At 62.1% G+C, this 24,299-nt stretch carries 21 protein-coding genes; 10 read left to right on the forward strand and 11 right to left on the reverse strand.

From position 1 onward, the window contains the following. Positions 1 to 109 precede the first annotated feature (109 nt). Together AC09SL_RS11960 and AC09SL_RS11965 are read right to left on the reverse strand one after the other, a co-directional pair. A complete protein-coding gene (locus AC09SL_RS11960; RefSeq protein WP_058546781.1) occupies positions 110 to 871 on the reverse strand; it encodes a slipin family protein in 762 nt (253 codons plus the stop codon). A 1-nt stretch (position 872) separates the two neighbouring features. Next, entirely contained in the window at positions 873 to 1,397 is a 525-nt protein-coding gene (locus tag AC09SL_RS11965; protein WP_064106973.1) for an NfeD family protein, read from the reverse strand. Between the two features lie 145 nt (positions 1,398 to 1,542). Here AC09SL_RS11965 and AC09SL_RS11970 point away from each other — a divergent pair, with 145 nt between their 5' ends. The 4 genes from AC09SL_RS11970 to AC09SL_RS11985 all read left to right on the forward strand — a co-directional run bounded on the left by AC09SL_RS11970 (position 1,543) and on the right by AC09SL_RS11985 (position 4,692). Continuing rightward, the gene (locus tag AC09SL_RS11970) at positions 1,543 to 1,788 is read left to right on the forward strand and encodes a DUF2789 domain-containing protein (protein WP_058543945.1); all 246 of its coding nucleotides are present in this window, start codon (positions 1,543 to 1,545) and stop codon (positions 1,786 to 1,788) included. Positions 1,789 to 1,997: 209 nt separating this feature from the next. Then, on the forward strand, positions 1,998 to 2,579 hold the full coding sequence (locus AC09SL_RS11975; RefSeq protein WP_064106972.1) for an alpha/beta hydrolase: 582 nt from the start codon (positions 1,998 to 2,000) through the stop codon (positions 2,577 to 2,579). 48 nt (positions 2,580 to 2,627) lie between these two features. Further along, positions 2,628 to 3,563, forward strand: a complete 936-nt coding sequence (locus AC09SL_RS11980) for a sigma 54-interacting transcriptional regulator (protein ID WP_058546629.1) — start codon at positions 2,628 to 2,630, stop codon at positions 3,561 to 3,563. Between the two features lie 346 nt (positions 3,564 to 3,909). Further along, entirely contained in the window at positions 3,910 to 4,692 is a 783-nt protein-coding gene (locus AC09SL_RS11985) for a MetQ/NlpA family ABC transporter substrate-binding protein (RefSeq protein ID WP_058546630.1), read from the forward strand. Between the two features lie 119 nt (positions 4,693 to 4,811). Here AC09SL_RS11985 and AC09SL_RS11990 read toward each other — a convergent pair whose 3' ends face one another. After that, positions 4,812 to 5,972 carry an AAA family ATPase gene (locus AC09SL_RS11990; protein WP_058546631.1) on the reverse strand — a complete coding sequence of 387 codons (1,161 nt, stop codon included), beginning with the start codon at positions 5,970 to 5,972 and terminating at the stop codon, positions 4,812 to 4,814. Positions 5,973 to 6,206: 234 nt separating this feature from the next. Here AC09SL_RS11990 and AC09SL_RS11995 point away from each other — a divergent pair, with 234 nt between their 5' ends. Genes AC09SL_RS11995 through AC09SL_RS12005 form a run of 3 tightly spaced genes read left to right on the forward strand, consistent with a single transcriptional unit; the run spans position 6,207 to position 11,415 of the window. Then, positions 6,207 to 7,310, forward strand: a complete 1,104-nt coding sequence (locus tag AC09SL_RS11995) for an efflux RND transporter periplasmic adaptor subunit (protein ID WP_058546632.1) — start codon at positions 6,207 to 6,209, stop codon at positions 7,308 to 7,310. Further along, a complete protein-coding gene (locus AC09SL_RS12000) occupies positions 7,307 to 8,371 on the forward strand; it encodes an efflux RND transporter periplasmic adaptor subunit (RefSeq protein WP_058546633.1) in 1,065 nt (354 codons plus the stop codon). Before AC09SL_RS11995 ends, AC09SL_RS12000 begins: the two co-directional genes overlap by 4 nt. Next, positions 8,368 to 11,415 carry an efflux RND transporter permease subunit gene (locus tag AC09SL_RS12005; protein ID WP_058546634.1) on the forward strand — a complete coding sequence of 1,016 codons (3,048 nt, stop codon included), beginning with the start codon at positions 8,368 to 8,370 and terminating at the stop codon, positions 11,413 to 11,415. Before AC09SL_RS12000 ends, AC09SL_RS12005 begins: the two co-directional genes overlap by 4 nt. Before the next feature lie 154 nt (positions 11,416 to 11,569). Here AC09SL_RS12005 and AC09SL_RS12010 read toward each other — a convergent pair whose 3' ends face one another. Beyond that, on the reverse strand, positions 11,570 to 13,789 hold the full coding sequence (locus tag AC09SL_RS12010; protein ID WP_058546635.1) for a heavy metal translocating P-type ATPase: 2,220 nt from the start codon (positions 13,787 to 13,789) through the stop codon (positions 11,570 to 11,572). Positions 13,790 to 13,875: 86 nt separating this feature from the next. Between AC09SL_RS12010 and cadR the strand changes: the two genes are divergently transcribed. Continuing rightward, on the forward strand, positions 13,876 to 14,322 hold the full coding sequence (gene cadR, locus AC09SL_RS12015) for a Cd(II)/Pb(II)-responsive transcriptional regulator (protein WP_058546636.1): 447 nt from the start codon (positions 13,876 to 13,878) through the stop codon (positions 14,320 to 14,322). Positions 14,323 to 14,518: 196 nt separating this feature from the next. Here cadR and AC09SL_RS12020 read toward each other — a convergent pair whose 3' ends face one another. The 3 genes from AC09SL_RS12020 to AC09SL_RS12030 form a co-directional block, all read right to left on the reverse strand. Beyond that, positions 14,519 to 15,490 (reverse strand): thymidylate synthase, encoded by a 972-nt coding sequence (locus AC09SL_RS12020; protein WP_058546637.1) that lies wholly within the window; start codon positions 15,488 to 15,490, stop codon positions 14,519 to 14,521. Positions 15,491 to 15,539: 49 nt separating this feature from the next. After that, positions 15,540 to 16,349, reverse strand: a complete 810-nt coding sequence (gene lgt / locus AC09SL_RS12025; RefSeq protein ID WP_058546638.1) for a prolipoprotein diacylglyceryl transferase — start codon at positions 16,347 to 16,349, stop codon at positions 15,540 to 15,542. A 68-nt stretch (positions 16,350 to 16,417) separates the two neighbouring features. Next, on the reverse strand, positions 16,418 to 17,200 hold the full coding sequence (locus tag AC09SL_RS12030; protein ID WP_058546664.1) for a sulfite exporter TauE/SafE family protein: 783 nt from the start codon (positions 17,198 to 17,200) through the stop codon (positions 16,418 to 16,420). 384 nt (positions 17,201 to 17,584) lie between these two features. Here AC09SL_RS12030 and AC09SL_RS12035 point away from each other — a divergent pair, with 384 nt between their 5' ends. Then, on the forward strand, positions 17,585 to 18,331 hold the full coding sequence (locus AC09SL_RS12035) for an NRDE family protein (RefSeq protein WP_058546639.1): 747 nt from the start codon (positions 17,585 to 17,587) through the stop codon (positions 18,329 to 18,331). A 197-nt stretch (positions 18,332 to 18,528) separates the two neighbouring features. Here the strand turns inward: AC09SL_RS12035 and ptsP are convergent, their stop codons facing one another. Both ptsP and AC09SL_RS12045 read right to left on the reverse strand, forming a co-directional pair. Beyond that, the gene (ptsP, locus tag AC09SL_RS12040; protein ID WP_058546640.1) at positions 18,529 to 20,808 is read right to left on the reverse strand and encodes a phosphoenolpyruvate--protein phosphotransferase; all 2,280 of its coding nucleotides are present in this window, start codon (positions 20,806 to 20,808) and stop codon (positions 18,529 to 18,531) included. Between the two features lie 22 nt (positions 20,809 to 20,830). Then, a complete protein-coding gene (locus AC09SL_RS12045; RefSeq protein WP_003186867.1) occupies positions 20,831 to 21,310 on the reverse strand; it encodes an RNA pyrophosphohydrolase in 480 nt (159 codons plus the stop codon). Between the two features lie 143 nt (positions 21,311 to 21,453). Here AC09SL_RS12045 and AC09SL_RS12050 point away from each other — a divergent pair, with 143 nt between their 5' ends. Next, positions 21,454 to 22,110 carry a histidinol-phosphatase gene (locus tag AC09SL_RS12050; RefSeq protein ID WP_058546641.1) on the forward strand — a complete coding sequence of 219 codons (657 nt, stop codon included), beginning with the start codon at positions 21,454 to 21,456 and terminating at the stop codon, positions 22,108 to 22,110. Between the two features lie 147 nt (positions 22,111 to 22,257). Here AC09SL_RS12050 and AC09SL_RS12055 read toward each other — a convergent pair whose 3' ends face one another. Both AC09SL_RS12055 and ilvA read right to left on the reverse strand, forming a co-directional pair. Then, on the reverse strand, positions 22,258 to 22,683 hold the full coding sequence (locus AC09SL_RS12055) for a DUF2269 family protein (protein ID WP_058546642.1): 426 nt from the start codon (positions 22,681 to 22,683) through the stop codon (positions 22,258 to 22,260). A 45-nt stretch (positions 22,684 to 22,728) separates the two neighbouring features. Continuing rightward, entirely contained in the window at positions 22,729 to 24,243 is a 1,515-nt protein-coding gene (ilvA, locus tag AC09SL_RS12060) for a threonine ammonia-lyase, biosynthetic (RefSeq protein ID WP_058546643.1), read from the reverse strand. Between the last annotated feature and the right edge of the window lie 56 nt (positions 24,244 to 24,299).

Here is a 24,299-nt window from a genome sequence, read left to right on the forward strand (position 1 = left end):
AACTCGGTGTGCCAGGAAGATTGAGTTCACTGCTTTAGGGCTGCTGCGCAACCCAGCGGGGATAAATCCCCTCGCCACAAAGGCCAGCCTTCAGTCCATCATCAATGCATCAAGCCTTGTTGGGCGACAACTCCGCCATCCCCTTGAGCAATTCAATCGGCAAGGGAAAGACGATCGTGGAGCTTTTGTCTCCGGCAATCGAGCTCAGTGTCTGCATGTAGCGCAACTGCATGGCGCCAGGCTGGCGGCCGAGCATTTCGGCGGCCTGCATGAGTTTTTCCGAGGCTTGCAGTTCGCCTTCGGCATGGATCACTTTGGCCCGGCGTTCCCGTTCGGCTTCGGCTTGTCGAGCGATGGCGCGGATCATTGATTCGTTGAGGTCCACGTGCTTGATCTCGACGTTCGCGACTTTGATGCCCCAGATGTCGGTCTGGGCGTCGAGCACCTGTTGAATGTCGCTGTTCAATTGCTCGCGCTCGGCCAGCAATTGGTCCAGCTCATGCTTGCCGAGGACCGCACGCAAGGTGGTCTGGGCCAGTTGGCTGGTGGCCATGAGGAAGTTTTCGACCTGGATGATGGCCTTCTGCGGGTCGAGCACGCGGAAATACAGCACCGCGTTGACCTTCACCGAGACGTTGTCCCGGGTGATCACATCCTGAGGCGGCACGTCGAGGACAATGGTACGCAGGTCGACGCGGATCATCTGCTGCACCACCGGAATCAGCAGGATCAACCCCGGCCCCTTGACCTGCCAGAACCGACCGAGCTGGAACACCACGGCGCGTTCGTATTCACGCAGGATCCGGAATGTCGAAGCCGCCAGTGCGATCAACAGCAACAACAGCAGCGTAAAACCGATTTGCATGCCCATCTCATACCCCTCCTGAGTCAGCGGCGGCCACTTCCAGCAGCAAACCCTTGCGTGCGATGACTCGCACCGCTTGCCCAGGCCGCAGCGGCGTTGCGCTTGCCACCTGCCAGCGTTCGCCTTCCAATTGGACCCAGCCATGATGATTATTGCCGGCCTGCAACGCGGTCACCGCCGTGACGCTGCCCAACAGCGCGGCATCGCCGCTGACAGGCTGGCGCGGTCGTGTTTTCAAAGCACGGACCAGCAGGACGATCAGCAGCAAAGCACTGACCAGGCCCAGGCCGAGCATCAGCGGAACCGGGACATCGGTGTTGGTCAGGATGACCGCACCAATCACGCACAAGACAATGCCGCCCAGCCCCGCGACGCCATAATTGGGCAGGGACGCCTCGAAGACCAGCAAGGCCACCCCCGCCGCGACCAGCCAGAAGCCGAGGGGATCGGTGCCCGGCAACACGAGGCCATCGGCGCCGAACGCAGGCCCGCTGATCGCCAGCAGCGCAACCGTCAACCAGTGAATGTTCACAGGACCCTCCACCACCGTAGTCGTCGGGATGTTACTTAAAGTCTAGTCGAGTCGAGGGTTGATTGAATTTTGATCAGTCTGACGGTCGTCAAGGGACTAGACTGAGTAAAGAACCAGCCATCCGTCTTATGCTCAGGAGTCCCGCATGGAATCGCCGATCCACAGCCTGCCCGCGCTGTTCAAACAATTGGGCCTATCTGACAAGGCCGTTGATATCGACAAATTCATCTCCACCCATTCACCCCTCAAACCCGACCTTCACTTGGCCGATGCGTTTTTCTGGAGCGAAAGCCAGCAGCAACTGCTGCGCGAAGAAATCCTCGAGGATGCGGACTGGGCGGAGGTAGTGGACCAATTGAATGTGTTGCTGAGGAGGGGACGCAGCGAGTGAGGTACATACGCAACCTGTGGGAGCGGGCTTGCTCGCGAATGCGTCGTGTCAGGCAGCATCAGCGTCAACTGACCCCCCGCTTTCGCGAGCAAGTCCGCTCCCACAACAGTGATATTCTTTATGGTTATTAACAAATATCTTCTTATTCCTTAAATAATATGGCTCTCCTCCCTATACTCGTCCGGGAACAGACACGCAGGAGAGCACCCATGCGCAACGAATCGATTCGCTACCTGATTGTGCCGGGCTGGCAAGGATCGCCGGAAAATCATTGGCAAACCCACTGGCAGAACAGCCTGCCCAACAGCGCCCGGGTCGAGCAGGCCGATTGGGTGACGCCTCGGCGTGAAGACTGGGTCGCGGCGTTGGCCGAGGCCGTGGCCGCCGACAGCACGCCGGTGATCCTGATTGCCCATAGCCTGGGTTGCATCGCGGTGGCCCATTGGGCCGCCACCGCCCCGGTGCAGTTTCTGCGACAGGTGCGTGGGGCGTTGCTGGTGGCGCCAGCGGATGTCGAGCGGCCAGCCTGCGCCCCGGCGCTGCGCAATTTCGCGCCGATTCCCACTGATCTGTTGCCGTTCCCAAGCCAAGTGGTCAGTTCCGACAACGACGCCGCCGTGAGCGCCCCGCGCGCTCTGGAACTGGCGCGCAACTGGGGGGCCGAGGCCGGGATCCTGGCGGGGGCGGGGCATATCAACGTGACGTCCGGCCACCAGCGCTGGGAGCAGGGTTTCGCTTACCTCTATCGTCTGCAAAACCGCATGGAGCATCACGCCCTGCGCCGCGCCTGATCGTTTAGCGCCCCCCCGTCTCCCGACGGCCTGGGGCGGGAGCCTGCCATGAGTTTGCATGAAACCTTCGGTCAGCCATTGCTGACCTTTCCCGATGCGGAAAAAAGCCCCCTGAGCATTCGCGCCAAGGCGCTGGTGTTCGTCGACCCCCGTTCCCGGCAGTTGCGCCAGGCATTGGAGCAACTGGCGCCGCGTGCGATCTCGGTGCTGATACGCGGCGAAACCGGTAGCGGCAAGGAACTGCTGGCCCGGCATATCCACCGTGAAAGCGATCGCGGTGGATTGTTCGTGTCGGTCAACTGCGGCGCCATCAGCCCGACCTACGCCGACGCCGAACTGTTCGGCTATGCCGCTGGCAGCTACAGCGGCTCGGCCAGCAGCCGGGCCGGTTGGTTCGGTTCGGCCAATGGCGGCACCCTTTACCTGGATGAAATCGGTGATTTGCCGCTGCCGATCCAGATCAAATTGCTGGCGGCGCTGGAGAACCACGAAGTCACTCGTGTGGGCGCGCATCAGCCCAGCCCAGTGGATGTCCGCCTGGTGGCGGCCACCAGCATCGACCTGGCGCAAGCAGTGGCCGCCGGGAAATTCCACGAACGGCTCTACCATTACCTCGGCGAAGGCCAGCTGGAACTGCCGGCCCTGCGCGAACGGGTAGGCGATATCCAGTCCCTGGCCGAATACTTCCTGGGCATCTACAGCCAGCGCCTCGGCCTCACCGTGCCGCTGATCAGTGAAGCGGCGCAGCAAGCCCTTGAGCGGCACGGTTGGCCGGGCAACACCCGCGAGCTGGAAAACGTCATTCACTTCGCATTGCTGGTGAGCACGGGGGATGAGATTTTGCCGGAGCACTTGAATCTGCCGTCCCAGCCTTCAGCCCTGGAGCTGATTGATCAGCAGGTGGCGCAGGTCATTGCCCAAGGCTCGCAAGCTGAGCGCCAAGCCCTCAAGGCGCTGCTCAATCGACTGAACCCAACACCCTAGACCGAAACCTTACTCCCACAGGCGCTGTGTAGGAGCTGTGTAGGAGCTGTGTAGGAGCTGTCGAGTGCAACGAGGCTGCGATCTTTTGAATCTCAAGCGAAAGATCAAAAATCAAAATCAAAAGATCGCGGGCTTCGCCAGCTCCTACACAAAGCGGGAGCAAGCTCCCCCGCCACAAAAATAGTGTTTTCTATATGAGTAAAATGAATATGAACTTGAATAAAAGATATTGTTAAGGAATAAAAAATATCGGTATCGTCCACATCACGCCAGCGATAGCACTTCACTGGCACTCTCATAGTTGGCCGTCGTCCATGACGACAGTGATTTTCGATAAGGACACTGCATGAAAAAGGTTCTGTTGTTCACCGCATTGGCGGCAGCCCTGGCCTCGGGCCTGGCCCAGGCCGCGGAGAAACTGGTGGTGGCTGCCACGCCGGTGCCCCACGCTGAAATCCTCGAGCTGATCAAGCCGGCCCTGGCCAAAGAAGGCGTGGACCTGGAAATCAAGGTCTTCACCGACTACGTCCAACCCAACGTACAGGTCGATCAGAAGCGCCTGGACGCCAACTACTTCCAGACCCTGCCGTACCTGACGAACTTCAACGAAGGCAAAGGCACCCATCTGGTGACCGTGATCGGCGTTCACGTCGAACCGTTCGGCGGCTACTCGAAAAAGTACAAAAAGCTGGCTGATCTGCCAGACGGCGCGACCATCGCGTTGCCTAACGAAGGCAGCAACAGCGGTCGTGCGCTGATCCTGCTGCAGAAGGCTGGCCTGATCGAGTTGAAAGACCCGAAAAACGCATTGGCGACCCCGAAAGATATCGCCAAGAACCCGCACAATTTCAAGTTCAAGGAACTGGAATCGGCCATGCTGCCGCGCGTGCTGGACCAGGTCGACCTGGACCTGATCAACACCAACTATGCCCTGGAAGCGGGCCTTAACCCGGCCAAGGATGCACTGGTGATCGAAGGTTCGGATTCGCCTTACGTCAACTTCCTGGTGGCCCGTCCAGACAACAAGGACAGCCCGGCCATCCAGAAACTGGCCAAGGCCCTGACCAGCCCTGAAGTGAAGGCGTTCATCGAGAAGAAATACAGCGGCGCGGTACTGCCGGCGTTCTGATTCGCGGGCTAAATCTTTTCACGGTTTCAAGCGCCGACGGCTGATACAGCGTCGGCGTTTTTTGTGCGCGCGATTTAAGTTGTGGGAGCTTGCTCGCGATTCGGTTTATCAGGCGCCACTCAATCCGGCCAATGCCACGCCGGCTCATCCAACACTCGCTGCCCGACAATCCCGGTCTGCCCCAGCTCTTTTTCCAGCACGATGCAATTGCAATGTTCATCCTGCTCCAGGGCGGCGATCAGGCGCGTGGCGTGGGACACCACCCAGACCTGGCAATTGACTGAAGCGCGGATGATCAGCCGCGCCAAGGCCGGCAACAGATCGGGGTGCAGGCTTGTTTCCGGTTCGTTGAGCACCATCAGCGAGGGCGGCCTGGGGGTGAGCAGGGCGGCCACCAGCAACAGATAGCGCAGGGTCCCGTCCGACAGTTCGGCGGCGGACAGTGGGCGCAGCAGGCCATGCTGCTGAAACGCGATGGAGAAACGACCGCCTTGCAGTTTCTCGATGTGCAGGTGGGCGCCGGGGAACGCGTCACCGATGGCGGCATGCAAAGCCTCTACGTCGCCGATTTCAAGGATGGTCTGCAGCGCGGCGGCCAGGTCGCGTCCGTCGTGGTGCAACACCGGCGTGCGGGTGCCCAGTTGCGGCTGGCGCACCGGGGCGTCGGCGTCGCTGCGAAAATGGTCATAGAAACGCCAGCGACGAATGAACTCGCGCATCTGCAAGACCTCCGGCGAAGTGCGCAGGCTGCCGACCTGGTCGAACAGGCTGTCGAAGGTCGGCGTGTGCTGGGCCAGCACATCCCAGGAACGGCCTTCGCGGGCACGGATCATCGGCCCATTGCGGTCCACGAGCAGGCTGGCCGGCCGAAACACCGGGCCGGCCCAGATGCATTCGCGCTTGATTTCAGGGTCCAGGGAAAACGCTGAAAGGCTGGGTTCCGGCAGGCCCAGGGAGATCGAGTAGCTGAAGTCCTCGCCGGCGAAACCCAGGCGCAAGCGCTTGATACGCTGCCACGCCGTCGCCTGGACCGGCACCTCGCCGTTGCGCATGCGTCGGCTGATTTCTTCCGGCCCGGCCCAGAAGGTCGAGTCCAGTCCGCCTTCACGGGCCAGGGCGTTGACCACCCCGCCCTGGGCCGTCTCTGCCAACAGGCGCAGGGCGCGGTACAGATTGGATTTGCCACTGCCGTTGGGACCGGTGATCAGGTTCAACCGGCCCAGAGGAATGACCAATTTATTGATCGATCGATAGTTGGCCACCGCCAATGTCTTGAGCATCAGCAAACTCCTTCTGCACGGGGTTGTAGGCGCCGTCGAGCGAAGCGAGGCTGCGATCTTTCCAAACCCCCGTTGGGTCTCAAGTAAAAGATCAGAAGATCGCAGCCTCGCTTCGCTCGACAGCTCCTACGGGAAAGAGACCAGTCTGCCTGACTGCTACGCATTCGTTGAACCCTGTTCTAAGCTCACAGTCGTATCGTCACTGGTACGTCCGTACAGCGCAAAGGAGTCCGCATGTCTGGTCCTGGAATCAAATTGATTGTTGTCTTGGGCGTGTATGCGTTGTTGACGGGATGCGGTGATAAAAAAATCGAAGAAAAAGCCCTGCCACGGGTTTTCGTGCAACAAGCCGTGCCCAGCGAATACGCCGCCTCGGTGACCCTGACCGGCGATATCCAGGCGCGGGTGCAGGCTGACTTGTCGTTTCGCGTGGGTGGCAAGATCATCGAGCGCAAGGTCGATGTCGGCGACCGCGTCTCGGCCCGGCAAGTGCTGGCCCGGCTCGATCCTCGGGACCTGCAGACCAACGTCGACTCCGCCGAGGCCCAGGTGGCCGCCGAGCAGGCGCGGGTCAAGCAGAGTGCGGCGGCGTTCGTGCGCCAGCAGAAACTCTTGCCCAAGGGCTACACCAGCCAGAGCGAATACGACGCGGCCCAGGCCCAACTGCGCAGCAGCCAAAGCGCGTTGACCGCCGCCCAGGCCCAACTGGCCAACGCTCGCGAACAACTGAGCTACACCGCACTGGTTGCCGAGGCACCGGGCATCATCACGGCGCGCCAGGCGGAAGTCGGCCAGGTGGTGCAGGCCACTGAGCCGATCTTCAGCCTGGCCCGGGATGGCGAACGCGACGCAGTGTTCAACATCTACGAATCGCTGTTGCGCGAACCGCCGTCGGACCCTGCAATCACCATCAGTTTGTTGGATAACCCCGCCATCAAGACCACCGGCACGGTGCGTGAAATCACCCCGGTGGTGTCTGCCCAGACCGGCACCGTGCAGGTCAAGGTCACCCTCGATGACTTACCCGAAGGCATGCACCTGGGCTCGGTGGTCAGCGCCACGGCCAAGTCTGCCGGCAAGACCGCCTTCGAGCTGCCTTGGTCGGCATTGACCAAGAACCTCAGTGACCCGGCCGTGTGGCTGGTGGACGGCGAGGGCAAGGCGCAGTTGCAAACGGTGACCGTCGGCCGCTACCTGACCGGCAAGGTCATCATCAGCGATGGCCTCAAGGGCGGTGAGAAAATCATCACCGCGGGCGGGCAATTGCTGCACCCCGGCGTACGCGTCGAGATCGCTGAAAACACCGCTGGAAAAACCACGCCGGGAGCCCAGCCATGAAGCGCCTGTGGATGGTCTCGGCCGGCCTGTTGCTGGCCGCCTGCTCCAAGGAAGAAGCGCCGCCCGAACCGGTGCGCCCGGTGTTGTCCGTTGAGGTCAGGGCCCTCGACCAGCAGGCGCTTGGGCGGTTCGCCGGGAATATCCAGGCCCGTTACGAGAGCAACCTGGGTTTCCGCGTGCCAGGACGGATCGCCAGCCGCAATGTCGACGTCGGCGCGCAGGTGAAGAAGGGCGACCTGCTTGCCACGCTCGATCCCACCGACCAGCAGAACCAGTTGCGCGCCGCCCAGGGCGATCTGGCGCGGATCGAGGCGCAGTACATCAATGCCCAGGCCAATGCCCGTCGCCAGCAGCAATTGTTCGACCGTGGCGTCGGTGCCCAGGCGCAACTGGACCTCGCCCAGACCGACCTGAAAACCACCGGCGCTTCTCTCGAACAGGCCCGGGCCTCGGTGGAGCAGGCCCGCGATCAGCTCAACTACAGCGAGCTGCACACCGACCACGATGCCATCGTCACGGCCTGGAATGCCGAAGCCGGGCAGGTGGTCACCGCTGGCCAGCAAGTGGTGACCCTGGCCCGCCCGGACATCAAGGAGGCGGTGATCGACCTGCCGGCCGGGCTGGCCGAGCGCCTGCCCCCGGACGTAGTGTTCGAGGTCGCCGCGCAATTGGACCCGAGCATCCACACCACCGCCACCGTGCGCGAGATCGAACCCCAGGCCCAGAGCGCCACCCGCACCCGCCGCGCGCGCCTGACATTGGCCGATACACCGCCAGGTTTTCGCCTGGGCACGGCTGTCAGCGTGACCCTGAGTTCGAGCATCGAACCGCGCATCGAGCTGCCACTCAGCGCATTGCAGGAGGTCGACGGCAAGGCGCGGATCTGGCTGGTCGATCCACAAAGCCAGACCGTTTCACCCCGTGACGTACGGATTCTCGAACGTTCGGACAACTCGGTGCTGGTGGCCAACGGCATCAAGGCCGGCGACCGCGTGGTCAGCGCTGGGGTGAACAGTCTCCAGCCGGGGCAGAAAGTGAAACTCGACGAGGAAGCACGATGAAAGGGCCCTTCAACCTGTCCGAGTGGGCCCTGCGGCATCAATCGTTCGTCTGGTACCTGATGTTCGTTGCATTGTTGATGGGCGTGTTTTCTTACATGAACCTGGGGCGCGAAGAAGACCCGTCGTTCACCATCAAGACCATGGTCATCCAGACCCGCTGGCCCGGCGCGACCCAGGAAGAAACCCTCAAGCAGGTCACCGACCGCATCGAGAAAAAACTCGAAGAGCTCGATTCCCTCGACTACGTCAAAAGCTACACCCGACCGGGGGAATCGACGGTGTTCGTGTACTTGCTCGACACCACCGGGGCCAAGGAAATCCCCGAGATCTGGTACCAGGTGCGCAAGAAGATCAACGACATTCGCGGCGATTTTCCTGACGGCCTGCAAGGGCCCGGGTTCAACGACGAGTTCGGCGATGTCTACGGTTCGGTGTACGCCTTCACTGGCGACGGCCTGTCGATGCGCCAGTTGCGCGACTACGTGGAACAGGTGCGCGCCGAGATCCGTGACGTACCGGGCCTGGGCAAGGTCGAGATGGTGGGCGAGCAGGACGAAGTGCTGTACCTGAACTTCTCCACGCGTAAACTCGCCGCCCTGGGGATCGACCAGCGCGAGGTCGTGCAAAGCCTGCAATCCCAGAACGCCGTGACCCCGGCCGGGGTCATCGACGCCGGGCCAGAGCGGATTTCCGTGCGCACGTCCGGGCAGTTCCAGTCGGAAAAAGACCTGGCCAACGTCAACCTGCGGCTCAATGACCGCTTCTATCGACTGGCCGACATCGCCGATATCAGCCGCGGTTACGTTGACCCCGCCACGCCGATGTTCCGTTTCAACGGCACACCGGCCATCGGCCTTGCCATCGCCATGAAGAAGGGCGGCAACATCCAGGACTTCGGCAAGGCGTTGCATGCGCGCATGAGCGAGCTGACCGCCGACCTGCCGGTGGGCGTTGGCGTGCATACGGTGTCGGACCAGGCCGAAGTAGTGGAGGAGGCGGTCGGCGGCTTCACCAGTGCCCTGTTCGAGGCGGTGATCATCGTCCTGGTCGTCAGCTTCATCAGCCTCGGCGTCAGGGCCGGTCTGGTGGTGGCCTGTTCGATTCCGTTGGTGCTGGCGATGGTCTTCCTGTTCATGGAATACAGCGGCATCACCATGCAGCGGATTTCCCTCGGCGCGTTGATCATCGCCCTCGGCCTGCTGGTGGACGACGCGATGATTACCGTGGAAATGATGGTCACGCGCCTGGAAAAAGGCGACAGCAAGGAGCAGGCCGCGACCTTCGCCTACACCTCGACGGCGTTCCCGATGCTGACCGGGACCCTGGTGACCGTGGCCGGTTTCGTGCCCATCGGCCTGAACGCCAGTTCCGCCGGTGAGTACACCTTCACCCTGTTCGCGGTCATCGCCGTGGCGATGCTGGTGTCGTGGATCGTCGCGGTGTTGTTTGCCCCGGTGATCGGCGTGCACATCCTCAGCACCAACGTCAAACCCCACAGCGCCGAGCCGGGGCGGATCGGCCGGGCATTCAACGGTGGCCTGCTGTGGGCGATGCGCAATCGCTGGTGGGCCATCGGCATCACCTTGCTGTTGTTCGTGCTGTCGGTGTTTTGCATGCGCTTCGTGCAGAACCAGTTCTTTCCGTCTTCGGACCGGCCGGAAATCCTGGTGGACCTCAACCTGCCGCAAAACGCCTCGATGGACGAGACCCGCAAGGTTGTCGATCGCCTGGAAGCGACCCTCAAGGGCGACCCGGACATCGAGCGCTGGAGCACCTACATTGGCGAAGGCGCAATTCGCTTTTACCTGCCGCTGGACCAGCAACTGCAGAATCCGTACTACGCGCAACTGGTGATCGTCAGCAAGGGCCTGGAGTCGCGCACGGCCCTCACCGAGCGCCTGCAAAAGCGTCTGCGTGAGGATTTCGTCGGGATTGGCAGTTACGTGCAGGCCCTGGAAATGGGTCCGCCGGTGGGAAGGCCGATCCAGTACCGGGTCAGCGGCAAAGACATCGACCAGGTGCGCAAGCATGCGATCGAACTGGCCACCGAACTGGACAAGAACTCGCACATTGGCGAAATCATTTACGACTGGAACGAACCGGGCAAGGTGCTGCGCATCGACATCGCGCAGGACAAGGCGCGACAGTTGGGCTTGTCTTCCGAGGATGTGGCCAGGTTGATGAACAGCATTGTCAGCGGCACGCCCGTGACCCAGGTCAACGACGATATTTACCTGATCGACGTGGTCGGCCGTGCCGAGGATGCCGAGCGTGGTTCGCCGGAAACCCTGCAGAACTTGCAGATCGTCACGCCGGGCGGCACTTCGATTCCGTTGCTGGCGTTTGCCACGGTGCGTTATGAACTGGAGCAGCCCTTGGTGTGGCGTCGTGACCGTAAGCCGACCATCACCATCAAGGCTGCCGTGCGCGACGAGATCCAGCCCACCGACCTGGTCAAGCAACTGCAACCGGAGATCGACAAGTTCGCCGCCGGCCTGCCAGTGGGCTACAAGGTCGCTACGGGCGGTACCGTGGAGGAGAGCAGCAAGGCCCAAGGGCCGATCGCCAGTGTCGTGCCGTTGATGCTGTTCTTGATGGCGACCTTCCTGATGATCCAGCTGCACAGCGTGCAGAAACTGTTCCTGGTGGCGAGCGTCGCGCCCCTGGGGTTGATCGGCGTGGTGCTGGCGCTGGTGCCGACGGGCACGCCCATGGGCTTCGTGGCGATCCTGGGGATCCTCGCGTTGATTGGCATCATCATCCGTAACTCGGTGATCCTGGTGACCCAGATCGATGAATACGAACGTGACGGCTACGAGCCCTGGGACGCGGTGGTGGAAGCCACCGAGCACCGGCGCCGACCGATCCTGCTCACCGCGGCCGCGGCGAGCCTGGGGATGATCCCGATTGCCCGGGAAGTGTTCTGGGGGCCGATGGCCTACGCGATGATCGGCGGGATCATCGTCGCCACCCTGCTGACGCTGCTGTTCCTGCCGGCGCTGTATGTGGCCTGGTACAAGATTCGCGAGCCCCAGCGCGACTGAATAGGCGTTGAATCATTGGGGCTGCGGTGCAGCCCATCGCGAGCAAGCTTTGCTCCCACAGTGGATCGTTGCGAGTACAGAGTTTGAACTCACTGCAGATCTGCTGTGGGAGCAAAGCTTGCTCGCGATGAGGCCCTCCCGGTCACCGCAAACTTTACTTGCGCAACAACCGCAACCCATTGAACACCACCAGCAAACTCACCCCCATGTCGGCAAACACCGCCATCCACATGGTGGCGAACCCGGCGAAGGTGAACCCGAGAAAGATCGCCTTGATCACCAACGCCAAGGCAATGTTCTGTTTCAGGATGCTGGAAGTCTGCCGCGACAGGCGAATGAAGGCCGGGATCTTGCGCAGGTCGTCGTCCATCAAGGCGACATCGGCGGTCTCGATGGCCGTGTCGGTGCCGGCCGCGGCCATGGCGAAACCGATTTCCGAACGGGCCAGGGCCGGGGCGTCGTTGATGCCGTCGCCGACCATGCCGACGCGGTGACCCTGGGCGTACAACGCTTCGATGGCTTGCAGCTTGTCTTCGGGCAACAGGTCGCCCCGAGCCTGGTCCATGCCCACCTGCGCGGCAATCGCATCGGCGGTGTGGGCGTTGTCGCCGGTGAGCATCAAGGTCTTGATGCCCAGGTCATGCAGTTGGCGGATGGCTTCACGGCTGGAGTCTTTCACGGTGTCGGCCACGGCAAACAGCGCCAAGGGGCCTGTAGCGCCGAGCAGCAGCACCACGGACTTGCCTTGTTTTTCCAGGGCGAAGAGTTTCTCTTCCAGTTCGGGGGAGCACAGGCCGAGGTCTTCCACGAGGCGGTGGTTGCCCAGGTGGTAAGTCTGTCCGCCGATGTCGCCGCGCACGCCGCGCCCGGCGAGCGCCTCGAAGTTATCCACAACCTGCTGTGTCAGTTGCTTATCCACAGCCGCGTTGGCAATCGCCCGGGAAACCGGGTGGTCGGAGCGGGCGGCGAGGCTGGCGGCCAGTGCCGGAGCGGTGGTTTCCAGGCTCGGGTCCAGCGCCACATAGTCGGTTTGCACCGGCTTGCCGTGGGTAATCGTGCCGGTCTTGTCCAGAGCCAGGTAGTCGAGCTTGTAGCCACCCTCCAGGTACACGCCGCCCTTGACCAGGATGCCTTTGCGCGCAGCAGCAGCGAGGCCGCTGACGATGGTCACGGGGGTGGAAATCACCAGCGCACACGGGCAAGCGACCACCAGCAGCACCAGCGCCCGGTAGATCCAGTCGAACCACGTCGCACCCATGAACAGCGGTGGGATGATGGCTACAGCCAGGGCCAGGACAAACACCGCCGGGGTGTAGATTCTAGAGAACTGGTCGACGAAGCGCTGGGTCGGCGCGCGGGAGCCCTGGGCCTGTTCCACGGCATGGATGATCCGCGCCAGGGTGGAGTGATCGGCCGCCGCGGTCACGGTGTATTCCAATTCGCCGGCCTGGTTGATGGTGCCGGCAAACACCTTGTCGCCGATGGTTTTTTCCACCGGCAGGCTCTCGCCCGTGATCGGTGCCTGGTCAATGGTCGAACGACCGGCGACCACGTCGCCGTCCAGGCCAACCCTTTCGCCCGGGCGAACCCGTACCCGCGCACCGAGGGCGATGACTTTTACATCTTGCACCTGCCAGCTGCCATCGGCCTGTTGCACGGTGGCCTGTTGTGGGGCCATCTGCATCAGGCCGCTGATGGCGTTGCGCGCTCGGTCCAGGGATTTGGCTTCGATCAGCTCGGCCACGGTGAACAGGAACATCACCATCGCCGCTTCCGGCCATTGGCCGATCAGCACGGCGCCGGTCACGGCGATGCTCATCAACGCGTTGATGTTCAGGTTGCGGTTCTTCAGGGCGATCCAGCCCTTCTTGTAGGTACCCAGGCCACCGCTGAGGATCGACACCAACGCTACCAGCGCAACCACCCAGTTGGGCGCGGCGTTGGTGAAATGGATCACCTCGGCGCCCAGGGCCGTCACGCCGGACAGTGCCAATGGCCACCAGGGCTTGGCCGGGGCGGGCGAGTGAGGGGCAGCCTTCTCTTGGCCCGGGGTCATTGGCTCGGCCTGCATCCCCAGTGATTCGATGGCCTTGATGATCGGTGCGTCGCTAGGCAAATCGTGGGTTACGCCCAGCACGCGGTTGATCAGGTTGAACTCCAGTTGCTGCACGCCTTCGAGCTTGCCGAGCTTGTTCTGGATCAGCGTCTGTTCGGTGGGGCAGTCCATGGCTTCGATACGGAAACTGCTCAGTCGCGCACCGTCCGTCGGCGTTTTGCCAAGGTTGACCACTGCCGGGGCTGCTTTCGAGGCGCAGCAGGAATGCCCGTGGTCATGGCCGTGGTCGGGTTTGTGGATGTGAAGGGAATCGCTCATCGGGTGACGTCCGTGAAAAGTGCCTGTTGCGCAGTAAAGACCCTGTAGCCACTATAGGGTCAAGCACCTATTTGGGAGGCCGCCTCATGAAAATCGGAGAACTGGCGAAAATCACCGACTGCCAGGTCGAAACCATCCGCTATTACGAACGCGAAGGCCTGCTGCCGGAACCGGCCCGCAGCGACGGCAATTACCGCGTCTACACCCAGGCCCATGCCGAGCGGCTGACGTTCATTCGCAACTGCCGCATCCTGGACATGACCCTGGAAGAAATCCGCAGCCTCCTGGCCCTGCGCGACAGCCCCCAGGACCAGTGTGAAAGCGTCAACGCGCTGATCGACGAACACATCCAACACGTCAAGGCCCGCATCGACGGCCTGCTGGCCTTGCAGACGCAACTGATCGACCTGCGCCATCGCTGCGGCGAAGGGCCGGACCCGGATCAATGCGGGATCTTGCAGCGGTTGGAGGTGAGTGGGGCGGTGGCGCCGGAGGTGGAGCATTCGCATGTGGGGCGCAGTCATGGGCATTGAACCCTTGCCGCCAATCCGAATACACAGAGCCGCCTATGGGCGAGCCTATGGGAGCAAAGCTTGTGAGAACCTGCCTGTGGGAGCAAAGCTTGCTCGCGACGAACGATAACGCGATCTTCTGACGGATCGAGGCGTTTCCATCGCGAGCAAGCTTTGCTCCCACAGGCCCGCACACAGGGGTGATGGTGGGATTCTTTTAGACCGCCATCGGCGCGGTCATCGGCGCGTGGTGCTGGTAGCCTTCGAGGGAGAAGTCGCCCGGCTCCACCAACTCCAGCCATTCAGGCTGGTACACACCGGTCTTGGCGAACTCCGGCACACGCTCGGAAATCTCCAGCTTGGGCATCGGGAACGGCTCGCGGGTGAGCTGTTCGTTGAGCATGTCCAAGTGGTTTTCGTAGACGTGGGCATCACCGATGAAATAGGTGAACCAGCGCGGCGTGTAGCCGGTCAGGCGACCGATCAGGCTCAGCAGCGCGGCGCCTTCGGTGAGGTTGAATGGCGTGCCCAGACCCAGGTCGTTGGAGCGGATATAGAGGGTCAGGGAGATTTCCTTGGTCTCGACATTCGGGTGGAACTGGTAGAGCAGGTGGCACGGCGGCAGGGCCATTTCATCGAGCTGGGCGCAGTTCCAGCCGTGGAACAGGATGCGCCGGCTGCCCGGGTCCTTGATGATGGTGTCGACGCACTGGCGAACCTGGTCGATGGCCTTGTACAGCACCACGTAGGCCTGGCCGTTTTCTTCGCCCTTGGCGATCTGCCGGTAACCCTGGGCCAGCGTCTGCTCGATGGCCGCCGGGTTGCTCAGGGGAATCTGTTTGTAGGCCGGCCACTTGCGCCATTGCACGCCGTAGATCTCGCCCAGGTCGTCTTCGCCCTGGCGGAACGGGTTGGCCAACCATTGGGCGTTTTCGTTGGCGTTCTGGTCCCAGACCTTGCAGCCCAGGGCGCGGAATTCGGCGGCGTTGTTCACACCACGGAGAAAACCGCACATCTCGCCGATGGCCGATTTGAAGGCCATTTTGCGGGTGGTGATGGCCGGGAAACCGTCTTTCAAGTCATAGCGCAGCATGGCGCCGGGGAAGCTGATGGTGTTCACACCGGTGCGGTTGGCTTGCTTGGTGCCGTTCTTGATGACGTGGGCCACCAGATCGAGATATTGCTTCATGGATTACCTGTGTCCTTGAACCCGGGGCCAGCGCCCCGGGGTTCGAATTTTAAATCTTGGCCGCCGCAGCCGGCGCGCGATGATAAGCCAGCCAGATCAGCGCCAGGCCGCCGACGATCATTGGCAGGCACAGCAGTTGGCCCATGGTCAGCCAGTTCCATGCCAGATAGCCGAGCTGGGCGTCCGGTACGCGGACGAATTCAACGATGAAACGGAAGATCCCGTAGAACAGCGCAAACATGCCCGACACCGCCATGGTTGGCCGCGGCTTGCGCGAGAACACCCAGAGGATCAGGAACAGTGCCACGCCCTCGAGGGCGAACTGGTACAACTGCGACGGGTGGCGCGGCAACTGCGCCGGGTCGCTGAACGGCGGGAAGATCATCGCCCATGGCACGTCGGTCGGCTTGCCCCACAATTCGGCATTGATGAAGTTGCCGATGCGCCCGGCGCCCAGGCCGATCGGCACCATCGGCGCGACGAAGTCCATCAGTTGGAAAAACGACTTGTTGTTGCGCTTGCCGAACCACAGCGCTGCCAGCATCACGCCGATGAACCCGCCGTGGAACGACATGCCGCCCTTCCAGACTTCGAAGATCAGCGTCGGGTTGGCCAGGTACGCGCTCAGGTCGTAGAACAATACATAACCCAGGCGCCCACCGACGATCACGCCCATGGACAGCCAGAATATCAGGTCGGAGAGCTTTTCCTTGTTCCAGGTCGGGTCGAAACGGTTGAGCCGACGCGACGCCAGCAACCAGGCGCCGCCGATACCGACCAGGTACATCAGGCCGTACCAGTGGATTTTCAGCGGGCCGATGGCCAGGGCCACCGGATCGATCTGCGGGTAAGGCAGCATTGATATTCCTCGTAAACGTCAAAAATACCCGGGCGACGCTGCCACCTCGGGATTAAGCCAGGATTGCGTCAGAACAGGAAACTCAAGCCGACGCACAATAGCAGGGCGGCGAACAACCGCTTGAGCAAGCGCGGTGACAGGCGATGGGCCAGCCGCGCACCGAAGCGGGCGAAGACCATGCTGGTCAGGGCGATGCCCAGCAGCGCCGGCAAATACACAAAACCGAGACTATGAGCCGGCAGCAGCGGATCGTGCCAGCCCAGAATCATGAAACTTAATGCACTGACCAAGGCGATGGGCAGTCCGCAGGCCGATGAGGTCGCGACCGCTTGCTGCATCGGTACGCTGCGCCAGGTCAGGAACGGCACGGTCAGCGAACCGCCACCGATGCCGAAAATCGCCGAGGCCCAGCCGATCACCGTGCCGGCCAGGGTCAGTCCGGCCTTGCCCGGTACGCTGCGACTGGCGTTGGGCTTGAAGTCCACGGCCAGTTGCATGGCAACGATCAAGGCGAACACGCCAATGATCTTCTGCAAGTGCGGGCCGGAAATCGCTTCGGCGGTGATCGCGCCGAATCCGGCACCGATCAGGATGCCGACGGTCATCCAGGCGAACACCGGCCAGCGCACCGCGCCTTTGCGCTGATGCTCGCGTACGGCATTGACCGAGGTGAAGATGATCGATGCCAGCGAGGTGCCGACAGCCAAGTGCGTCAACACCTGCGGGTCGAAGCCCTGCAGGGTGAAACTGAACACCAGCACCGGGACGATGATGATCCCGCCGCCCACGCCGAACAACCCGGCCAGCACGCCGGCGCAGGCACCGAGCAGCAGATAGAGCACAAATTCCACCAGCCTCTCCCCGCCCATCCCCGAAATAAGAGCGGCATGGTAACGGATCCATGGCCCCTGGCTCCACTGAAGACGATGGATGCGAGGGCGATGTGTGGGTAGAGTGGCGAACAGATGTTGTGGCGAGAGAGCAAGCTCGCGCTCGCTCGACTGCGCCCAAGGAGCTGTGTAGGAGCTGTGTAGGAGCTGTCGAGTGCAACGAGGCTGCGATCTTTCCCCAGACACCTGAATCTCAAGCGAAAGATCAAAAGATCAAAAGATCAAAAGATCAAAAGATCAAAAGATCAAAAGATCAAAAGATCAAAAGATCGCAGGCTTCGCCAGCTCCTACAGAGCCCAGCGCGAGCCTTATTTGGTGATTGGCATTTTTAACAGGACGACCTGATGTGTCTGATCGTATTTGCCTGGCGACCCGGCCATGCCCGGCCGCTGATCGTGGCGGCCAACCGCGACGAGTTCTACGCCCGGCCGACCTTGCCCCTGGCCCAGTGGCCTGATGCGCCCCATGTGCATGCCGGTCGCGATCTGGAGGCCGGCGGCACCTGGCTCGGGATTGGCGCCGAGGGACGCTTTGCGGCGCTGACCAACATCCGGGACCCGGGCCAGTTGCCAGCATTCAAGTCGCGCGGCGAACTGGTGGCGCGGTTCCTGGCTGGGAATCTGTCGATTGCCGACTACCTGAGTGAAGTCGTGCCCCGCGCCAGCGAGTATGGCGGGTTCAACCTGCTGCTCGGCGATGGCGTCGAGCTGTGGCACCACAACGCCCGCGATGCCCAGCCGCAGCGGTTGGGCGAGGGGGTCTATGGCTTGTCGAACGCTGGGCTGAACACGCCCTGGCCCAAGTTGCTCAAGGCCCGCGCGGCGCTGGGCGAGGTGTTGGACGATCCGCAGCCCGAGGCACTGCTTACGCTGCTGAACGACCCGCAACCTGCTCCGGTGGCTGAGCTGCCTGATACGGGGGTGGGCGTGGCGACTGAGATGCTGCTGTCGAGTGTGTTCATTACCAGCCCGGCCTACGGGACGCGGGCCAGTACAGCGTTGATTGTCCATGCCGATGGGACGCGGCAGATGGTCGAGCGCAGTTTCGGGCCACATGGGGGGCATTTGGGGGAGGTGGCGCTGCACATTTGATCCAGCCCTGTAGAAGCTGTGTAGGAGCGTAGGAGCGTAGGAGCTGTCGAGTGCAACGAGGCTGCGATCTTTCCCCAGACACTTGAATCTCAAGCGAAAGATCAAAAGATCAAAAGATCAAAAGATCGCAGGCTTCGCCAGCTCCTACAGAGCTCAGCGGGAGCAAGCTCCCTCGCCACAAATGCTCGTTGAACGGTCTAGAGGGTCTTGTTCGAAGCCGGATTGATCATCCGCGCCAACCCCAGGTTCTTCAGCGCCAGTTGCAAGGAGCTGTGGATCACTTGCGGGTTGTCGATGGTCATTACTTCCGCGAGCAATTCCTGGGCCTTGCTGAGGTTGATCTGGCGCAGCATCCACTTCACTTTCGGCAGGTTGGTGGCGTTCATCGACAAACTGTCGAACCCCATCGCCATCAGCAGCACAGCAGCGGCCGGGTCGCCGGCCATTTCGCCGCAGATGCTCACCGGCTTGCCTTCGGCATGGGCGTCACGCACCACGTTCTGCAAGGCTTGCAGCACGGCTGGGTGCAGGTAGTCGTACAGGTCCGCGACCCGTGGGTTGTTACGGTCCACGGCCAGCAGGTACTGGGTCAGGTCGTTGGAACCCACCGACAGGAAGTCCACCTGCCGCGCCAGTTCCTTGGTCTGGTACACCGCTGCCGGAATCTCGATCATCACGCCGACCGGCGGCATCGGCACATCGGTGCCTTCGTCGCGTACTTCGCCCCAGGCCCGGTGGATCAGGTGCAGGGCCTCTTCCAGTTCATGGGTGCCGGAGATCATCGGCAACAGGATGCGCAGGTTGTTCAGGCCTTCGCTGGCCTTGAGCATGGCGCGGGCCTGGACCAGGAAGATTTCCGGGTGGTCGAGCGTCACGCGAATGCCGCGCCAGCCGAGGAACGGGTTGTCTTCCTTGATCGGGAAGTAGGACAGGGACTTGTCGCCGCCGATGTCCAGGCTGCGCATGGTCACCGGTTGCGGGTGGAAGGCGGCCAGTTGTTCGCGGTAGATCGCCAGTTGTTCCTTTTCGCTGGGGAAGCGCTGGTTGATCATGAACGGCACTTCGGTGCGGTACAGGCCCACACCTTCGGCGCCACGCTTCTGCGCCCGGGCCACGTCGGCCAGCAGGCCGGTGTTGACCCACAGCGGCATGCGGTGGCCGTCGAGCGTCACGCACGGCAGGTCCCGCAGCGCGTCCAGTCCCAGGGACAGTTGCTTTTCTTCCTCGACCACATCGGCAAACTGCTTGCGCAGCACTTCGCTGGGGTTGGTATAGACCTCGCCGTGGTAGCCATCGACGATCATCTGGATGCCGTCGACCTTGGAGTACGGCAGGTCCACCAGGCCCATCACCGTCGGGATGCCCATGGCCCGGGCCAGGATCGCCACGTGGGAGTTGCCCGAACCCAATACCGAGACCAGCCCCGCCAGCTTGCCTTCGGGCACTTCGCCGAGCATGGCCGGAGTCAGTTCTTCGCTGACCAGGATGGTGTTGTCGGGGTAGACCAGGGTCTGCTGGCGCTCTTGCTGCAAGTAGGCCAGCAGCCGGCGGCCAAGGTCCTTGACGTCCGAGGCCCGCTCGCGCAGGTAGGCGTCGTCCATCAGTTCGAAACGGTTGACGTGATCGGTCACCACCTGGCGCAGTGCGCCCTGGGCCCACTGGCCGGTCTTGATGACGGTGGTCACTTCGCTGCCCAGCGAGGCATCGTCGAGCATCATCAGGTAAACGTCGAACAGCGCGCGCTCTTCAGGGCGCAGCTGTGTCGCCAGCTTGGCCGACAGGGCACGCATGTCGGCGCGCACGCCCTCAATGGCGGTCTTGAACAGCCCCAGTTCGGCGTCGATATCGGTGATGGTCTTGTCTGGCACCACGTCCAGGTCGGCGGGCGGCAGCATGACCACCGCCGTGCCCACCGCCGCGCCCGGTGAACCCGGTACGCCGACGAACTTGGCTTCCTGGATGCCCTTGCCCTGGCGACCCAGGCCGCTGATCGAGCCAGTGGCCTCGGCGTGGGCGATAACCCCGGCCAGTTGCGCGCTCATGGTCACGAGGAAGGCTTCTTCACCCTCATCGAACTGGCGACGTTCTTTTTGCTGGATGACCAACACGCCGACCACGCGGCGGTGGTGGATGATCGGTGCTCCGAGGAACGAGGCGTAGCGTTCTTCGCCGGTTTCGGCGAAGTAGCGGTAGCGCGGGTGATCCGCGGCGTTTTCGAGGTTCAGGGGTTCTTCGCGCGTGCCGACCAGGCCGACCAGGCCTTCATTGGGGGCCATGCTGACCTTGCCGATCGAGCGCTTGTTCAAGCCCTCGGTGGCCATCAGCACGAAACGGTTGGTCTCGGGGTCCAGCAGGTAGACCGAGCAGACCTGGCTGCCCATGGCCTCTTTGACACGCAATACAATAATCCCCAACGCCGCCTTGAGATCCTTGGCGGAGTTAACTTCCTGGACGATCTTGCGCAGCGTATTGAGCATGGCTCGGGGTCGAACTCCGTCGTCAGTCGCGCGTCAGCAGGCGCGGGGCAAGCTCTTTGAGAGCGCGTCGGTACACTTCGCGCTTGAATGTCACCACCTGGCCCAACGGATACCAATAGCTGACCCAGCGCCAGCCATCGAACTCCGGTTTACCGGTCAAATCCATCCGCACCCGCTGCTCGTTGGAGATCAGGCGCAGGAGAAACCATTTCTGCTTCTGGCCGATGCACAGCGGTTGGCTGTGCGTGCGAACCAGGCGTTGCGGCAAACGATAGCGCAACCAGCCTCGGGTGCAGGCGAGTATTTCGACATCTTCTCGCTCAAGCCCCACTTCTTCGTTCAACTCGCGGTACAAGGCCTCTTCCGGCGTCTCCTGGGGGTTGATCCCGCCCTGGGGAAACTGCCAGGCGTCTTGATTGATACGGCGAGCCCATAGCACCTGCCCTGCATCATTCGTAAGAATGATCCCCACATTGGGACGGAAACCATCGGGGTCGATCACGGCAACAACCTCGCAAACGCATGTCGCCGCATTGTTCCACAAAGGTTGTGAAAGCAGCAACGAGCGTCCCTAGCTTATGTGCACTCTTGTGAAAAGTCCGTATTCTGGACGCCTTTCTTCAGATTTTTCAGCGAGTAACTGCAATGCGGCTGGCTTTATTCGACTTGGACAATACATTGCTGGGCGGCGACAGTGATCACGCGTGGGGCGATTACCTATGCGAGCGTGGTTTTCTCGACGCTGTCGCGTACAAGGCGCGCAACGACGAGTTCTACCAGGATTACCTGGCCGGCAAGCTCGACAATGCCGAGTACCTGAATTTTTGCCTGGAAATCCTCGGCCGTACCGAAATGCACGTGCTGGCCCAATGGCACCTGGACTACATGCGCGACTGCATCGAGCCGATCGTGTTGCCCCAGGCCATCGAGTTGCTTGGAAAGCACCGTGACGCCGGCGACAAGCTGGTGATCATCACCGCCACCAACCGCTTTGTCACCGGGCCGATTGCCGAGCGCCTGGGCGTCGAGACCCTGATCGCCACCGAGTGCGAGATGATCGACGGGCGCTACAGCGGGCGCAGCACGGATGTCCCATGCTTTCGCGAGGGCAAGGTGACCCGGCTTAACCGTTGGCTGGAGGAGACCGGACATTCGCTCGACGGCAGCTATTTTTACAGCGACTCGATGAATGACCTGGCGCTGCTGGAGGTGGTGACGCACCCGGTGGCGGTGGATCCGGATCCGAATCTTCGGGCCGAGGCCCAGAAGCGGGGTTGGCCGGTGATTTCGTTGCGCAATTGACTGTGGGAGCAAGGCTTGCCCGCGATTGGCATTTGTACCTTTGCATCCGCGTAAAGCCAATCGCGGGCAAGCCTTGCTCCCACAGAGTCGCGGGCAAGCCTTGCTCCCACAGAATCGCGGGCAAGCCTTGCTTCCACAGACTGTGTTTTAAACCGGCTTGGCCCCCATCAACCCCGCAATGGCGATAAAGCAGGCAACACTGAACAGTGCCAAGGCAAAGGTAAACTTCCCGCTACTTCCCGGCGCCTTGCGCAATTTGTTCAGTCGCACCATTAGCCAGAACCCCGCCAGCGCCGCCAGGGTGTAGAGCACGCTGGAGGCCAGCAGCCAGGTCTGCCCCAGCGGCCAGCCAACCTGATGCACCATCCACCAGCCTGTGAAGGGCAGGCTCGCCAGTGCCAGGATCATCACCAGCCAGATGAACAGGCGCGGACGTTGCAACGTGCGCGCAGCCGCCGTGGCATCGCCGTTGCGGCGCGTACGCCAGACCCAGGCGGCCAGCCCCAGGGCGCCCGCCAGCAGCACTACGGTGGCGATGGCGTGAGCGATCTTCAGCGCGGTCAATGTTTCCATTGTTGGATTTTCCTTAAGTCTTGCTCACAGCCTAGCCCGGCTTTATCAACCCAGGAACAGTTGATAGGCCGGGTTATCGCTTTCATCCCAGTACGGGTAGCCGATTTCTTCGAGGGCGGCCGGCACCAGGTGGCGCTCATCGTGAGGCACCTGTAGCCCGGCGACCACACGGCCATCCGCCGCGCCATGGTTGCGGTAGTGGAACATCGAGATGTTCCAGCGCCCGCCCAGCTTGTTGAGGAAGTTGAACAGCGCCCCCGGGCGTTCCGGGAATTCGAAGCGCAGCACCACTTCATCGATGACATGGGCGGCATGCCCGCCGACCATGTGGCGAATGTGCAACTTGGCCAGTTCGTTGTCGGTCAGGTCCAGCACCGGGAACCCTTGATCGGTCAGGCTGGCGATCAGCGCGCTGCGCGGGTCGTTTTCCGGGTGGGTCTGCACACCAACGAAGATGTGCGCTTCGCTGCCGGTGTTGTAGCGATAGTTGAATTCGGTGATCTGGCGCTTGCCGACGGCTTCGCAGAACGCCTTGAAGCTGCCCGGTTTCTCGGGAATGGTCACGGCGATGATCGCTTCGCGGCCCTCGCCCAGTTCGGCGCGTTCGGCAACGTGGCGCAAGCGGTCGAAGTTGACGTTGGCACCGGAATCGATGGCCACCAGGGTCTGGCCGCTGATGCCTCGTGATTCGACGTATTTCTTGATCCCGGCCACGCCCAAGGCGCCGGCAGGTTCGGTGATCGAGCGGGTATCGTCGTAGATATCCTTGATCGCAGCGCAGATCTCGTCGGTGCTGACGGTGATCACTTCGTCCACGTAGTGTTTGCAGATATCGAAGGTGTGCTGGCCGATCTGCGCCACGGCGACGCCGTCGGCGAACAGTCCCACGGTCGGCAGGACCACGCGCTCGCCAGCAGCCATGGCCGCTTGCAGGCAATTGGAGTCGTCCGGCTCGACGCCGATGACCTTGATGTCCGGGCGCAGGTATTTCACGTAGGCCGCGATTCCGGCAATCAGCCCGCCACCGCCCACCGGGACGAAGATCGCATCCAGGCGCCCCGGGTGTTGGCGCAGGATTTCCATCGCCACCGTGCCCTGCCCGGCAATGGTGTGGGGATCGTCATACGGGTGGATGTAGACGTAGCCTTTTTCGTCGACCAGTTTCAGCGAATAGGCCAGGGCTTCGGGGAACGAATCACCGTGCAGCACCACTTTGCCGCCCCGTGAGCGCACGCCTTCGACCTTGATTTCCGGGGTGGTCTTGGGCATCACGATGGTGGCCTTGACGCCCAGCACCTTGGCCGCCAGGGCCAGGCCCTGGGCATGGTTGCCCGCCGACGCCGTGACCACGCCGCGTGCGCGCTCTTCGTCGCTGAGCTGGGTCAGCTTGTTGTAGGCCCCGCGAATCTTGAACGAGAACACCGGCTGCAAGTCTTCGCGCTTGAGCAGGATGCTGTTGCCCAGCCGCTCGGAGAGCTGGCGAGCGGCCTGCAGCGGGGTTTCTACGGCAACGTCGTAAACGCGCGAGGTGAGGATCTTTTTGACGTACTGTTCAAGCATCGGAAAGCATCACTGAGCGGGTTGGGCAGGGCCAAGGAGTCTAACCCGGCTTTTAG

It is taken from the genome of Pseudomonas sp. PF05 (assembly GCF_056521845.1).